This window comes from Caldanaerobacter subterraneus (assembly GCF_004345675.1).
Taxonomy (GTDB): Bacteria; Bacillota; Thermoanaerobacteria; order Thermoanaerobacterales; family Thermoanaerobacteraceae; genus Thermoanaerobacter; species Thermoanaerobacter subterraneus.
Genome location: NZ_SLWU01000011.1, coordinates 67,111 through 82,592 on the forward strand (window position 1 = coordinate 67,111; position 15,482 = coordinate 82,592).

Annotated in this window: 11 protein-coding genes and 5 pseudogenes; 14 read left to right on the top strand and 2 right to left on the bottom strand. The window is 36.6% G+C overall.

The features are described from left to right. Window positions 1-57 precede the first annotated feature (57 nt). The 14 genes and pseudogenes from EV203_RS06700 to EV203_RS13535 all read left to right on the top strand — a co-directional run. A pseudogene (locus EV203_RS06700) lies at window positions 58-318 on the top strand (hypothetical protein). Continuing rightward, window positions 299-1,735 carry an IS200/IS605 family accessory protein TnpB-related protein gene (locus EV203_RS06705; RefSeq protein WP_132039742.1) on the top strand — a complete coding sequence of 479 codons (1,437 nt, stop codon included), beginning with the start codon at window positions 299-301 and terminating at the stop codon, window positions 1,733-1,735. The pseudogene EV203_RS06700 and the gene EV203_RS06705 overlap by 20 nt, the downstream one beginning before the upstream one ends. 150 nt (window positions 1,736-1,885) lie before the next feature. Next, on the top strand, window positions 1,886-2,110 hold the full coding sequence (gene copZ, locus EV203_RS06710) for a copper chaperone CopZ (protein ID WP_132039744.1): 225 nt from the start codon (window positions 1,886-1,888) through the stop codon (window positions 2,108-2,110). Window positions 2,111-2,356: 246 nt separating this feature from the next. Continuing rightward, window positions 2,357-2,528 (top strand): annotated as a pseudogene (locus EV203_RS13775) (cysteine synthase A); the annotation flags it as partial. A gap of 59 nt (window positions 2,529-2,587) precedes the next feature. Next, window positions 2,588-3,742 (top strand): cysteine desulfurase NifS, encoded by a 1,155-nt coding sequence (gene nifS / locus EV203_RS06720; protein ID WP_132039746.1) that lies wholly within the window; start codon window positions 2,588-2,590, stop codon window positions 3,740-3,742. Then, a pseudogene (locus EV203_RS06725) lies at window positions 3,739-4,008 on the top strand (7-cyano-7-deazaguanine synthase); the annotation flags it as partial. The gene nifS and the pseudogene EV203_RS06725, both read left to right, overlap by 4 nt. Then, window positions 3,993-4,118, top strand: a pseudogene (locus tag EV203_RS06730) (aminomethyltransferase beta-barrel domain-containing protein); the annotation flags it as partial. The pseudogenes EV203_RS06725 and EV203_RS06730, both read left to right, overlap by 16 nt. 71 nt (window positions 4,119-4,189) lie before the next feature. After that, a complete protein-coding gene (locus EV203_RS06735; RefSeq protein ID WP_132039750.1) occupies window positions 4,190-6,586 on the top strand; it encodes a heavy metal translocating P-type ATPase in 2,397 nt (798 codons plus the stop codon). A gap of 71 nt (window positions 6,587-6,657) precedes the next feature. After that, window positions 6,658-6,909 carry a (2Fe-2S)-binding protein gene (locus EV203_RS06740; protein WP_011026483.1) on the top strand — a complete coding sequence of 84 codons (252 nt, stop codon included), beginning with the start codon at window positions 6,658-6,660 and terminating at the stop codon, window positions 6,907-6,909. Between the two features lie 118 nt (window positions 6,910-7,027). Further along, window positions 7,028-8,806 carry a glycoside hydrolase family 125 protein gene (locus EV203_RS06745; protein WP_132039753.1) on the top strand — a complete coding sequence of 593 codons (1,779 nt, stop codon included), beginning with the start codon at window positions 7,028-7,030 and terminating at the stop codon, window positions 8,804-8,806. A gap of 5 nt (window positions 8,807-8,811) precedes the next feature. After that, window positions 8,812-9,600, top strand: a complete 789-nt coding sequence (locus EV203_RS06750) for a carbon-nitrogen hydrolase family protein (RefSeq protein ID WP_009610378.1) — start codon at window positions 8,812-8,814, stop codon at window positions 9,598-9,600. Window positions 9,601-9,605: 5 nt separating this feature from the next. Then, window positions 9,606-10,667 (top strand): nitrilase-related carbon-nitrogen hydrolase, encoded by a 1,062-nt coding sequence (locus EV203_RS06755; RefSeq protein WP_243700608.1) that lies wholly within the window; start codon window positions 9,606-9,608, stop codon window positions 10,665-10,667. Then, window positions 10,664-11,968 (top strand): MFS transporter, encoded by a 1,305-nt coding sequence (locus tag EV203_RS06760; RefSeq protein WP_207910870.1) that lies wholly within the window; start codon window positions 10,664-10,666, stop codon window positions 11,966-11,968. The genes EV203_RS06755 and EV203_RS06760 overlap by 4 nt, the downstream gene beginning before the upstream one ends. Then, a pseudogene (locus tag EV203_RS13535) lies at window positions 11,967-12,479 on the top strand ([FeFe] hydrogenase H-cluster maturation GTPase HydF); the annotation flags it as partial. The gene EV203_RS06760 and the pseudogene EV203_RS13535, both read left to right, overlap by 2 nt. Here EV203_RS13535 and EV203_RS06765 read toward each other — a convergent pair. Together EV203_RS06765 and EV203_RS06770 are read right to left on the bottom strand one after the other, a co-directional pair. Further along, entirely contained in the window at window positions 12,476-13,693 is a 1,218-nt protein-coding gene (locus EV203_RS06765; RefSeq protein WP_011026479.1) for an MFS transporter, read from the bottom strand. The pseudogene EV203_RS13535 and the gene EV203_RS06765 overlap by 4 nt on opposite strands. After that, window positions 13,680-14,993: a tetratricopeptide repeat protein gene (locus EV203_RS06770; RefSeq protein ID WP_011026478.1), complete on the bottom strand. Its 1,314-nt coding sequence runs from the start codon at window positions 14,991-14,993 to the stop codon at window positions 13,680-13,682. Before EV203_RS06770 ends, EV203_RS06765 begins: the two co-directional genes overlap by 14 nt. Between the last annotated feature and the right edge of the window lie 489 nt (window positions 14,994-15,482).

The following is a 15,482-nucleotide window of genomic DNA, read 5'->3' on the forward strand; positions in this document are numbered from 1 at the left end:
TCAAAACAGTTGAAATTAGTAGTAAAAAATGATATAATTTTGATTGGGTGATGATAAATGTTATTAACTATAAAAAAGGTTAAAGAACTGTATGATATGGTGAGAATTACATTAATAAACTGGGAAAAGGAAGGATTAATAACCCCAGTTAGAACACCAAAAGGAAGAAAGATGGTAGTATGAAGTCATACATGAGATAGCAAGTGGAGTAAATGAAATAAAGAGCTAGCAGAAGACTTAATAGCAATAGTAACATCTTTCGCAGCAAGAATTTACGGACAAAGGGGTGGCAAAAAACATGGTAGTAATACAGGCTAAACTCATTTTTCTAAATCAAGAAGACAAACAAATATTATTAGACTTAATGAGAAGATGGTCCTCCTGCATGAGATTTGCATACAAAAGGCTTCTAGAAGGTTATGATAGAAAAACCTTAAAAAGAGACCTTCAGGGGATGTTTAACTTAAACTCAAGATATGTAGATGATGCAATAATGAAAGCAAGAGGTGTATTAGAATCATCTAGACAATTAGGGAATAATCCAAAGAAAGTAATTTTTGGAGGAAGAGACTTATTTGGGAAACTTAAAAAGCGCCATATAAATGGGAAAGGATATGAAAAACTAAAAATTAGGTGGCAGGAGAAAAGAAAAGGAAATCTCTATTCAAGAGGGGATAAAAGCAAAAAAGGAAATCTCAACACAAGAATAGAAGTAAGAAAAAATGGCACTTTCTTAAGGATAAATGTAGGAGAAAGAAAATATGTATATGCCAAAATAGAAGCAGGATATAAAAAGAACAAGAGAAGAGAAGAACTTCTTAAGGAAATTGCCGAATCAAACATACCTTATTCTGTAGAATTAAAACTCAAAAATGGCAATATATACGCCTATTTTGCCATTGAAGAAGAATATCCAGAAATAAAAATAACAAAAGAAAAAGGAGCAATAGGAATAGACATAAACGCATATCCAGAAAACATATCATGGGTAGAAGTAGATGAAAAAGGGAATCTAATAAGCTATGGGAATATACCAATGCCAGAGCTTGCAAGTGGCAGTTCAGATAAAAGGGAATATTTCAGATGGCAGTATGCTCATGAGATAGTAAAGATAGCAAAAGAGAAAGGAAAAGCAATTGTAATTGAGGGATTAGAAATAAAAGAAAAAGGCAAAAGAGGAGACTTTTCAGGGAGAAAATCAAGGAGGATAAGACATAGCTTTAGCTATAAATCACTTCTTTCAAAAATAAAAGCATTAGCGAAAAGAGAAGGGATAGAAGTAATAGAGGTAGACCCTTCTTACACCTCAATAATAGGGATGTTAAAATATGCGCCACAGTATATGATAACAAAAGATATAGCAGCAGCCTATGTAATAGCAAGAAGGGGGTTGGGACTGCAAGAAAAGATACCAGACAATTATATAAAGTTTCTCAACAAGTTAACCATAGAAGAATTAGAAGAATTAAAAGAGCATGTAAAGAAAACAGTCAAAAACAAGTATCTAAAGAAAAAACACTTAAAAGAGATAAACAAAGCAATAAAACTCATACAAAGCCTTGAGAGTGAGCCAGGAAGGGTGCTAAAACCTCTGTATGGAACAAGTTTTAGTGCCTATGATTTCTGGCAAGTTCTCAAGGTAGCGGTGGTAACTCCACTCTCTTCTGAGAAGGTAAAAAGAGACTTCTCTGCCCTAAAAGAATTACTAATTCAGGGTAAGTGGAGAGACCCTTAAAGGGCGCAAGTTCCTGCTTCTTGGGGCAGGGGCTATGGCTTTCCCAAATACCGCCTGCTGGGGATGGGAAAGTCTGAAAGGCGGACTACAAATACCCCAGCTATCCAAACTGTACATTTTTGTACAGTTTGGATAACCAGGATATGAATCATGGGTTTGTTTGGACCTAAGGGTGAGACTATCGTCATAAATGTTAAGGGGATGACATGCAACCATTGCAAAATGTCTATTGAAAATGCACTAAAGAAGTTAAATGGAGTATCGAAAGCTATTGTTGACCTTGACAAAGGTAATGTAACGGTGACATATGACCCTGCTAAAGTTTCTGTAGATGATATGAAAAAAGCAATTATTGATACAGGATATGAAGTGTAATATCTATTAAAAAATTAAAGTATAAAGTAGGAGGATGTTTTGTGGAATTTGTGAAACATCGGTGTTAACTTTTCTAAATAATTTGCAACTGACTAAGGAAAAGATATGTTGGGCGGCTTGATACCGCCCATTCAGTTTGATAAGGAATAGCAATTTGGATGCGCAAATGCACCTATTGACATTGAGATAAGATTGTGATAGCGTAAAAAGAGAAAATTTATAATTCTTATCGTAATACTCGGAATTAAGTTACAAGGAATAGGAGCTGGATTTATTCCTGACACATTAAATCTTGACATTATTGATGAAATTATAAAGATAAAAGAGAGAGGCTTTTGAGATGTCAATGAAACTTGCAAAACAAGAAGGAATTCTTTGTGGTATTTTATATTTAAGTATGCACAAATTTTTTGAATAAAAAATGTAAAATATGAACAGATACTAAGAAGTAGAAAATAATAGAGAGAGGCGATTTTTGTGGATAGAATTTATTTAGACAATGCTGCGACTACACCAGTTGATAAAAGGGTATTAGAGGCGATGTTACCATATTATAGTGATGTTTTTGGTAATCCATCTTCCCTGTATTCATATGGACAAGAAGCGAAAAAAGCTATTGAAGAAGCGAGGGAAAAAGTGGCAAAAGCACTAGGGGCAGATTCTGACGAAATATATTTTACCAGTGGTGGGTCTGAGTCTGATAATTGGGCATTAAAAGGTGTAGCATATGCGTTAAAAGATAAGGGAAATCACATTATTACAACGGAAATTGAACATCATGCAGTACTTAATACTTGTCGATATCTTGAAAAAGAAGGATTCAAAGTAACATATCTTCCAGTTGACGAATATGGACTTGTAAAACCTGAAGATTTAAAAAAGGCAATTACAGATAAAACAATCCTTGTTTCTATAATGTTTGCCAATAATGAGATAGGTACGATAGAGCCAATTGAGGAGCTTGTCAAAATAGCTCATGAGAAAAATGTATATTTTCATACTGATGCTGTGCAAGCAGTTGGTAATGTACCAATAGATGTAAAAAAATTAGATGTTGATTTGTTATCTCTATCTGCCCATAAAATATATGGACCTAAAGGCGTGGGAGCATTATATATAAAGAAGGGTGTAAAGATTCATTCGCTTATACAAGGTGGAACACAGGAAAGGAATAGAAGAGCGGGCACAGAAAATGTTCCAGGAATAGTAGGACTGGGAGAAGCGATGGAGCTTATCACGAAAAATTTGGATTCTCATATAAATAAACTTACATTTTTAAGAGATAAACTTATAAATGGAATATTAGAAAAAATACCATATGCGAGGTTAAACGGGCATCCAACAAAAAGGCTTCCAGGCAATGTTAATGTATCATTTGAATTTATAGATGGCGAATCCCTTATTTTAAACTTAGATATGGCAGGAATATGTGCTTCAAGTGGTTCAGCATGCACTTCTGGTTCATTGGAGCCTTCTCATGTGCTTCTGGCAATTGGGCACTCAAAAGAATTAGCTCGAGGGTCATTAAGACTTACAATTGGTAAAGATAACACAGAAGAAGATATAGATAAAGTTTTAGAAGTGCTTCCACAAATTATTAAAAGATTAAGGTCAATATCACAGATTGTATGAAAGAATCTACAAGGAGGTCAAAAAATTTTTTTATGAAAAAGAATAACAGAGTAGTTGTGGGAATGAGCGGAGGTGTTGATAGCTCTGTTTCAGCATATCTTTTAAAAGAACAGGGATATGAGGTTATAGGTGTTACGATGCAAATATGGCAGGACAAAGATGAGGAAGCAGTGAAAGTTGAAGGTGGCTGTTGTTCATTGGCTGCTGTTAATGATGCTAGAAGGGTAGCGAATAAGATTGGCATTCACTTGAAGACGGCAAAGTTTTTGTGAAATTTGACAATTCACAAAGGGCTATTACACCGGGGCAGTCAGTAGTCTTTTATGATGGAGATATTGTTGTAGGAGGGGGAATAATAGAAAGAAAAGTTAGATAAAATTTCTGAATCTCCTTTTATGTTGAAGAATTTCCTATAAGAATGCTGAGAGATGAAGAGGAGATGAAAATATGGCCGAAAAAGCTAATTTAAAAATAACTGGGATGTCTTGTGCAGCTTGTGCAACCAAAATAGAAAAAGGGCTTAAAAGCTTAGATGGAGTTTTAGACGCAAATGTAAATCTTGCTGTTGAAAAAGCAACAGTTATATATGATCCAGATAAAATTAATATATGCAATATTGAGAAAAAGATAGAAGATATAGGATATGGTGTAATAAAAGATAAAGTAGAACTTGCACTTATGGGTATGTCCTGCGCATCCTGCGCTGCCAAAATCGAAAAAACCTTAAAAAACCTGCCTGGTGTAAGCAATGCATCAGTTAATTTTGCAACTGAGACGGCAATTGTCGAATATGATTCAAATGAAATTGATACAGAAAAAATGATTAAAGCGATAAAAGATATAGGATATGATGCAAAAGAAAAGACTGGAGTAAGTATTGACACAGGAAAAGAGATAAAGGAGAAAGAAATAAATACATTAAGGAAACTTGTAATATATTCAGCGATTTTAACTGTGCCGTTAGTAATACCAATGATTTTGAGAATGTTTAAAATTTCAGGTGGAATACTTGATAATCCGTGGTTACAGGTATTTTTATCTTCACCTGTTCAGTTTATTGTAGGTTTTAGATATTATAAAGGTGCTTGGAACAATTTAAAAAATATGACGGCAAATATGGATACTTTGGTAGCTATGGGAACATCTGCAGCGTATTTTTATAGTTTGTACAATGTATTTACCAAACCCTCTCATGAGATACACAATTACTTGTATTTTGAGGCATCAGCAGTTATTATAACGCTTGTAACATTAGGTAAACTGCTTGAAGCTACAGCCAAGGGAAAAACATCTGAAGCAATAAAAAACCTCATGGGACTACAAGCAAAGACCGCAAGAGTGATAAGGGATGGGCAAGAATTAGATATACCTATTGAAGAAGTCAAAGTCGGGGATATCGTTGTTGTAAGGCCGGGCGAAAAAATACCAGTTGACGGTAAAATAGTTGAGGGTAGTTCCACAATAGATGAATCTATGATAACTGGTGAATCTATTCCTGTAGAAAAAGGCGTTGGTGATGAAGTAATTGGCGCTACGATAAATAAAACAGGAACGTTTAAATTTGAAGCGACAAAAGTGGGTAAAGATACGGTACTATCGCAAATTATTAAAATGGTAGAAGATGCCCAAGGATCAAAAGCGCCAATTCAACAAATTGCTGATAAAATCTCTGGTATTTTTGTACCCACAGTTATAGCCATAGCTGCTACCACATTTTTAATTTGGTATTTTGGGTATGGAGATTTTAATGCGGGCATAATAAATGCAGTATCAGTACTTGTAATTGCCTGCCCGTGTGCGCTTGGACTTGCAGTTCCCACTTCTGTGATGGTAGGGACAGGAAAAGGAGCAGAAAATGGTATACTCATAAAGGGAGGAGAACATCTGCAGAGGGCAGGGAAAATAACGGCAATAGTATTTGATAAGACTGGGACGATAACAAAAGGAGAACCGGAAGTTACAGACATAGTAACTTTTGGAGATTTCACCGAAGATGAGATTTTGAAAATTGCGGGAATTGCGGAAAAAAATTCTGAGCATCCATTGGGACAAGCAATTGTCAATAAAGCAAAAGAAAAATTCAAAATATTGGAAGACCCTGAGAAATTTGAGGCTATACCAGGCTACGGTATATGCATTACGATAAATGAAAAAGAGTTTTATATTGGCAATAGAAGGCTCATGGACAGACAAAATATTGATATAACGTCAATTGAAGATAAGGTTGAAGAACTAGAATCACAAGGTAAAACAGCAATGATATTGGCATCTCACGACAGAGTTTATGGCATTATAGCTGTTGCAGATACTGTAAAGAGTGACTCGGCAAAAGCAATTCAAAAGTTACAAGCTATGGGTATTGAAGTATACATGATTACGGGAGATAATAAAAGGACTGCTGAGGCAATAGCAAAACAAGTTGGTATAAAAAATGTGTTGGCAGAAGTATTGCCAGAACATAAGGCTTTGGAGATTATGAAGCTTCAAAAAATGGGAAAAGTAGTTGCAATGGTGGGAGATGGTATTAATGATGCTCCTGCTTTAGCTACTGCGGATGTTGGCATAGCGATAGGTACAGGTACAGATGTGGCGATAGAAACCTCAGATATAACGCTTTTAAGTGGAAATCTTATGGGTATTGTGACCGCTATAAAATTAAGCAAAGCTACCATGAGAAATATATATCAAAATTTATTCTGGGCTTTTGTATACAATACAATCGGCATACCATTTGCTGCGATGGGCCTTTTAACTCCAGCTATAGCAGGAGAGGCAATGGCATTTAGCTCAGTGTCAGTTGTAACAAATGCTTTAAGATTGAGAAGATTTAAAGTAATAAGTTAAAATCATGTTATGCTAAGCTTTAGAACAAAGGAGTATGGGGATTATGGAGGAAAAGATTTTAAATAAATTTGGTGAAAGTGCCGCTATGGTTTAAGAAAGATGCTAATCCTAAATATGCTTGTTATTGCAGCAGAGTGACAAAAGAAGAAATTATAAAGGCAGTAGTAGAATATGGTGCCAACACTATGGAAGAAGTCATAAATCTTACTGGTGCAATGAGTAATTCTGATTGTCAAAAGAAAAATCCTCTAGACAAGTGCTGTCATAAAATAGTGCAGGATGCCATTGATAAGGGGTTAAATATTCGCAGTAGGTTGGCATAATAGGCGAAAAAGTATTCGCCTATTTTTTATCTTTTTATTTACCTATTTTAGAAAAAATAGTACAATTAAGGTGAAAACTTTTTTCAAGATAAAAAGAAAATTAACAGGAGGGGTTAGGGTGAATAAAATTGTTACACGACCCAGTGAAATTGACAAAAATATGAGGGTATTGTATGCTGGAAATCACTATATAAGTTTGCCTGAGATAGATATAAATGATGCTTCTATAAAAAGTTTGAATTTTGTTTCTCTTTCAAATAAAGGACTTGTTGAACTTTCTGGAGAAGAAGCTTTGTTTGAACCCCGTTTTTACAAAAAAGGTGAGGGACTTGAAATAGTGAAAAGTGAGATAGAAGAGATATTTTCTTACATTCCTTCTATCAAATTATACCTTTCAGATGGAAGTCGTGTTTTAATAAAAATTTACGCTGATCTGAAAGAAAAAGGTTTTGTCTACGAATTTGAAAGTTCTGAAAAAATGGAAGTATACCTGATAGTTCATCCTGACAAATTGAGCTTTTTACGTTTTAATTCCCATGAGATTGATTTTAAAAAGGAGTTTAAAATTGACAAATGGCTTAAAAACCCTGCTTTAAACGTCTATTCTTATAATGTAGCCTTTTCTCTAGCCTTTGGAGCAGAAAAGGAGTTTGACTACGTTGAAGAGAGCAACAGCATTACCTTGAAGCTAAAACTTAATGGCAAAAACTGCTTTTACATAGCGGTAAATTCTGATATGGATGGAGCTTCTACCACTTTGATTCATCTCAAAAGAAAAGGTTTTGAAAGGATATACGAGGAAGTTTGCAGATGGCTTGAGAAGAAATACATAAAATACTCCCAAGATGAATATCTGGAGAGATTACTTAACAAGAACCTATTTTTCAACTACTTTTTTGCGGTAGGCAAAGACATGGAATCGGATAGCTATGTGGCTTTAACATCAAGGAGCCCGAGGTATTACGTTTCAGGCGCTTTTTGGGAAAGAGATAGTTTTTTATGGTCTTTTCCAGCAATAAAGCTTATTGACAGGGAATTCCACAATCTTATTGCGAGGGAGATGATATTAAGGCACAGCAAAAATGCTGGAGACCATGCTCATTACATAGACGGCACAGTACTTTACCCAGGATTTGAATTAGATGAGGCAGCTAGCTATTTTATACTGCTTAAGGAGATGGATGTGGATTTGGATGATTTGGAGCTTATAAAGGCATTGGATATGGTGTATAGAAGGATTGAGGAAGAATATGACCCCAAAACAGGGCTTTATAAAACTTTTCTACTGCCTTCAGATGACCCTTCAGAATATCCTTTTGTGACAATAGACAACGTAATACTCTTAAGAGGGCTTATCAATTTAAAAGACCTTTATGTAAAGCTTAACTGGTACAAAAAAGCAGAAGAAGTTGAAAAGAAGATAAGGGGGATAGAGAAAGGAATATACGAATACTTGGTGGTAGAAGTAGAAGGGAAAAAGATATTTGCTTGGTCTTCTGATGGGAAGGGAAACTATAGGCTTTACAATGATCCGCCAGGCAATCTAGGGCTTATGTATTATTACGGTTTTGTTGACTACAAGGATGAGATATTTAAGAATACGATTGATTACTATTATTCGCCGAAATACAAGTATTACTTTAAAGATGCGAAGATAAAAGAATTAGCCTGTGACCATCATCCGAATACGCCGTCAGGTTTAGGTCTTTGTGGAAGTCTACTAAATCCTTTAAAGAGGGAAGAGGCTTTAGGCTGGCTTAAGATGGCTAATATGGATTACGGGCTTTTAGCGGAGAGTTTTGACAAAGACACAGGAGAAGCGAAGACCGGGGTTGGCTTTGCGACAGGAGCAGGGTATCTTGCAATGGCTCTTTACAAAGTGCTTTTTGAGGAGTGAATTTTATGAAGGTTGCCTCTGTAGTTTTGAAAAAAGACGTAGTTTACAAGCTGAAATCTCAGAAAGACTGGATTTGCTGGTATGAGGATGTAATAGGGGAGTGCTGTTTGCAAAAAATTGATATTGCGGTTTTCCCTGCTCTTCTGGGGGAAGTGGGGTATTTCAGAGGGGATTTTGTTGAGATAATGAAAGACCTTTCTTCAAAATATAAGAATATTGCCATATGCCCTGGAAGTTTTTTTGAGAGAGAAGATGATGAGATTTTTCACTCTTCTTTTTTAGTGATGGAAGGGGATGTAATGCTTTTTCAACGGCAACTGTACCTTTCAAAATGGGAGAAGTTTTACGGCCTTTCAAGGGGAACTGACCTTGAAATGGCTGAGGTAAAAGGCTTTAAGGTGTCTATAATTCTCCCAACAGACTGGTTTTATCCGCAAGTACCGAGATACGCTGCTTTAAAAGGGGTTAACCTCGTACTTGCACCTATGGCAATTAAAGGGAATAGAAATTTTGCAAGGCAGATAGCTGGTGTATGGCAAAATGTACAGCAAAACCTGTTTTTTGCAGTAGAAAGTGGCTTCAAAGGCAAGTTTGAAGGGATAGAATTTTTTTCTGAGTCCGCAATTCACGCTCCGCTGGAAATGACAAAAGATGATGACGGTTTTTTGGCAAAAGAAGGAGAGGAGACTTTTATATGGGCAGAACTGGATGAAAATGAGAGAAAAAAGGCTGTTTTAAAGTTTGACGTTTTAAGTAAACTTAATGTCAAAGCTTATAAAGGGATTTTTGGGTGATGAAGATGAATGTGTTAAAGTACATTTTTAAGAAGAAAATGTCTTCCAAAAAGGCAGAGGGCTATGTAGGTAGGGTAGTTGGTATTGCGAGGAGAAGTAAGGATTACAGAAAAGTGAGGGTTTCATGCGTTCAGAGGCAAATCAAATTGACCTCTTCTTTTGAAGAATATGCAGAAAGGCTTAAAAATTTTGTGGAGGAGGCTGCTTCAAAAGATAGCGATATAGTAGTTTTTCCGGAGTACAACTTTTTTGACTTATTTGGCATAATTCCTGGATTTAAGAAGATTGATGAATATCTAAACGGCAGATCTAAGAAGGAAGGAATGAGTGCTTCTCAAGGTGGAGGCGAAGGCCTTCTCAAGTTTATATTTGAGTCTATAGCAGGTCCTTATCAGGAAGCTCTAGAGGAATTAATGAAAGGACTTGCGAAGAAATATGGGATTTACATTTATACTGGAAGTTACATAATAAATGAAAACGGCAGGCTTTACAACGGAGGAGCGTTGATATCGAGGGAAGGAGAAATTTTAGGAAGGCAGAAGAAGATTCACCTCACTGATTTTGAGGAGAAAATAGGGCTTGATAGAGAAAATGAACTTAAAGTGTTTTTACTAGATGTAGGGAAAGTAGCTTGCCCTGTCTGCATGGATGCCACCTATTTTGAAACTTTCAGAATGGCTTATGAAATGGGGGTTGATATAGTCCTTTTGCCAATAGCTAACAATGAGGAATACAATTTCTGGAGGGCATTAAGGGGCATATGGCCAAGGGTTCAGGAGTCCTATGTGTATGGTGCCAAAGCTTCTTTGAACGGGTGGATAGGTGGAATCCACTTTACAGGAAGAGCAGGGATTTTTGCTCCAATAGATATAACTAAAAATGAGGATGGGGTTTTGGCCGTGTCTCCCCATTATGAAGGCGATTTTTTGGTAACAGCTGACCTTGACATGGCAAAGCTTCATGAAGCGAGGGAAAAAGCAGAGTATTTTGGAGATAGAAATGATGCCTTTGAAAGGGATTATTATGAAAAAGTGTATAAACCTTTATTGAAAGGAGAAAGAGGATGAAGGGAAGAAGGTTTTTCGTGCTTTTTATGTATTCTTTGGGGTACATGGGAATATCAATTTTCACTCAGACGGCGGTGAAATGGTATCAATACTATTACACTCCTCCTGCTTTCAACACACAGGGGCTTAAAATTCTTGTGCCTATAGGTCTTATAGGCTTTTCCATGATAGTTGCTCGAATTTTTGATGGGGTTTCTGATCCGATAGTCGCCTACTATTCTGACAAATTGAGGTCTAGATGGGGAAGAAGGATTCCTTTTGTGCTCTTTGGAAGCCCTGTTTTGTTTTTGTCCTTTATAATGATCTGGTTTCCTCCTGTAGAGCATGAATCTATATTAAATTTTGTTTATCTGACCTTTGTCCTTAGCTTGTTTTTTGTGGCTTTCACGGCAGTGGTAGCTCCATATCTTGCTCTTATTCCCGAGATAACAAAAAGCGCAGAGGAAAGAATCACTCTTACGATGATGCAGGGGATAACCCAGATTTTGGGCGTCATGGTGGCAGAAGCTGGTTCAGGAATTTTAATTAGGATTTTTAACTTTAAGGTTATGGGAATCATACTAGGAAGTTTTGCCTTTGTAACGCTTATGCTGACTCCTTTGTTTGTGAAGGAAGAACCAGTAAAAGAAGAGGATATGTCGACAGTCTCGATGTTTGCCTCTATAAAGATGACTCTTTCAAATAAAGACTTCATCTATTACTTGACTGCTATTACGGCATTGTGGTTTGGGCTTAATACCCTTACAATTGCTATGCCTTATATTACGGAAGTTCTTTTGAAGATTCCTGCTGAAAATTCTGGATTTATGATTGCGGGAGCCTTTGTGGTAGCTGTTTTCTTCAGCTTCTTTGTGCCAAAACTAAGCCTTGCATATGGGAAAAAGAAGGTCTTTATGGTGTTTTCAGCATTTTTTGCTCTGATACTAGGGCTTACAGGCCTTTTTGGCACGGTTTTTAGTAAGACTTTGTCTATTGTGATAATTTTGCTTGCAGGTATTCCTCTTTCTGTGTTTTTTGTGATACCCAATGCCATGATTGCAGACATAGCGGAGTTAGATGGCATTAAAGTTGGGCAGAGAAGAGAAGGTATGTTTTTTGGAGCGCAGGGATTTGTGGTAAAGGTGGTCATGGGGATTTCGTCACTTGTTACACCTCTTCTCTTTAAAGCCTTTGGATATAGCGCAGAAAGTCCCTTAGGGCTTATGCTTTGTGGGCCTTTGGCAGGGGTGTTGATACTTTTAAGCTTAGTAGTGTTTAGGAATTATTCCATATCAGAAAAGGAATTAGAGGAGAAAGGTTAAGCCTTCTTTGGTGATAACAGATTCTCAAGTTTTTAAAAAAGTGGGAGCCTGTGTTCCGGAAGATGTGCCTCTTACTTCTTTTTCAATACTCTTTGCTCGGTATAAAGGCGATTTAGAAGAACTGGTGAGGGGCGTGAAGGCGATTGAGAGATTAAAAGATGGGGACAAAGTTTTGATCGCTGAAGGTTGTACCCATCACAGGCAGGAGGATGACATAGGGACAGTGAAAATACCGAGGTGGCTTAAAGAAAAGACAGGAAAGGAATTGAAATTCAGCTGGTCAAGTGGCATGGGCTTTCCAGAAGATTTGGAGACTTACAGTCTTATAGTTCACTGCGGCGCCTGCATGCTAAACAGAAGAGAGATGATGTACAGAATTTCATATGCAAAAGAGAAAAAGGTGCCCATTGTCAATTACGGCGTGCTTATAGCCTATGTGAATGGGCTTTTGCCGAGGGCAATTGAGATGTTTAAAGAGGCAAAGAGAATATACGAAGAGGAGGAAAGCTAGGCACTAAAAATTTTTCTGTATCTTGACAATACGTAAAAGGAGTAGGCCATTGCTATTACACCGCTTACTATAAAGGTGATATGGGGGCCAAATCTTTGCGATAGTGTGCCTGCGTACATCGAACCTATAGGCGTTACTCCTCCAAATACCAGAGAATAAACGCTCATAACCCTTCCTCTGAATTCGTCGGCGGAGTTTATCTGTATTGTGGTGTTTGCAGAGGAAGTGAAGGTTACCATAAACCAGCCGGACAAAGCCAACAAAAAGGCGGTTAGGGTGTAACTATTTTGAATCCCTATAAGTATCTGAAAAAGCCCCAGACCTATGCCTCCCGCGAAGAGGTAGACTGGCTTTACTCCTCTTTTGCTTATTGATGCCAGGGTTAATGCGCCAATTAGTGCTCCTATTCCCATTGCTGACATTAAAAGTCCATAGCCTGTAGCTTCTCTGTGGAGCACATTTTTAGTAAAAACGGGCACTAAGACGTTAAAATTCATAGAAAAGGTGCTTAAAACTGCTATCATTAGGATTGTGTGCAGTATTACAGGCATATTCTTTATATAAGTCATGCCATCTTTCAGGTCTTCAATTATTCTCGTTTTTGCGTCTTTTAATTTTGGAGTTACTCCTTCTACGGTTATAAGTATAAGTCCAATTATAACTGCTATGAAGCTTGCTGAATTTAAGTAAAAGCAAATGGCATACCCTAGCTTGCCTATCAAGATTCCGGCTATAGCAGGGCCTATTATCCTGGCGGCATTGAATACTGCGGAATTCAAAGCTATGGCATTCATAAGGTCTTTTTTGCCTACCAGGTCTATTATAAAGGACTGTCTAGCTGGCACGTCTATCGTGTTTAAAAATCCGTTTATCAATGCTAAAATCAAGATTTCCCAGTAATTTATAACCTTTAAAGCTGTCAGAGTGGCTAGTATAAAAGATGTAACAGCAAAGCTTGACTGAGTAAAGAGTATTAATTTTCTTTTTGGGAATCTATCTACTATTACTCCTGCAAAAAGGGAAAAGAGCATCATAGGGAGAAACTGCACAGCACTTATGAGTCCTAATAAAAAAGAAGAATTTGTTAGTTCAAGAACTAACCATCCTTGCCCTATGTTTTGCATCCACGTTCCTATCAATGACACCATCTGACCTAACCAGAAGAGGCGAAAGTTTCTGTGTTCTAGTGCTGGAAAAGAGTCAGTAATTCTCATATAAAAGCTCTATGGATAGATTGAAATATTTTTTTGCCTCTTCTGGTTTGCTAAGTGCTATATAGAGATTTCCTAATCCTTTGTAGGCTTCTGACAGATCCTTCTTTAGTCCCAATCTTGAGAGTATTTCTGCTGATTTTAAAAGTTCTTTTTCGCTTAGTTCAAAATTGCCTTCTTTTAAGTGCAAATTCCCAAGTATTGTGTAGATTCTCCCAATTTCCTCTTCTTCTCCTAACCTTGTCACTATTTCTAAAGATTTATTTAGATACTCTAAAGCTTTGTTAAGGTCTCCTTTCAGGTAATATATTCTACCAATTTCTGTTAAATTGTATGCCATTCCTCTTTCGTTTTCCAGCTCTTTATAAAGGGAGTAGCTCTTTGTAAAGTATTTTTCTGCGATGTCATATTTTTTGAGGTCTGTGTATACGAATCCCAGGTAGTTGTACTCATTAGCTATGTCTGCTTTTAGGTTAAGGGTTTTGCTAATGAGTATTGCTCGCCTTATGTATTTTATTGCGTCTTTATACTGTTTGAGTTCATAGTTTACAAGCCCTAATCCGTTGTTTGCTAGAGCTATGAAGTCTACAGCTTCAATTTGTGTGGCGTATTCTAAGCATTTCATGTAATAATCTCTTGCTTTTATGAATTCTCCCATTTTGCTGTAGAGGTTTGCAATGCTGTAAAGGATGCGAGCTTTTGAGTGTAAATTTTTGGATGAGTATTTTTCATGAGCTTCTAAGGCTTTTAAGTAGTTTTCAAGAGAAGCTTGGAAGTTTTGCAGGTTACCAAGGCTTAAGCCTTTTATGTGGTATAGTTCTACTAAAATTCCGTCATTGAGCTTTTTTTCAAAATAGGGCAGAATTTTATCAACTACTTCTAAGGCTTTTGAATAGTTTTTAGTTTCAACATAACATTTGGCAAGGTGAAAATTTATTATGTTTGTGGAATACTCGTCTATTGAATTTTCTAAAATTTCAAGGTATAATTTAATCGCTTCCTCGTAGTTTTTATTGTCAAAAAAGCGCTCAGCAGTGAGGAATTTTTCAAGTATTGTCTTGTATTTTTCAAGTTCTTTTTTTAGTTCTTCTTTTTCTACATAGTCTTCATCTAAAAAGTATGTTATGGGTTTATTTAGTCTTTCTGCAATGTAACTTAATGCTTTGAGGGAGGGACTAATTTTCCCCTTTTCAATAAGGCTTATGTAGCCTTTTGAAAATTCTCCTCCCGATAGGTCTCCTTGTTTTAGAAACTGGCGCTTTCTCTCTTCCCTTATTCTTCTTCCTAATTCTGCCATATCCATAAGGACCACTCCTCGTATAATATGATTGTAATCCACATTAAAAATTTAATAATAAACACACAAATTAAATCCTTAAAAACCATTTTTACCCTGGTAAAACAATCTCATAATTAAATTTCTCATTTTTATTTAAATGGTCCTTTGTCTCTGATAAACTTAAAAGTAGAAGGTCCCTTTTAAGTTTACTGAGGTATTTTTGACTCACTCCTGTGGCATGCTGGTAAAGCAGCATTACCACTCGGCAAAGACTGAACCTCTGGAGTTATTTGAGTAATACATACTCGTTTGTTGTGCCTCTTTAGCTTATCTGTCCATCGCTTGAGCATCGATGGTCAGGCACCCTATAAGCTAAATCTGAGCACTAATCACGGCGAGGGTGTATTACAAAAACTTAAGAGACAAAGGACCTTCAAAAAACTTTTTGCAAAAAGGAGCGTGAATTTATCCATGAGCTCTACACTTATTGTGGGCATTGATATCTCTAGCGAA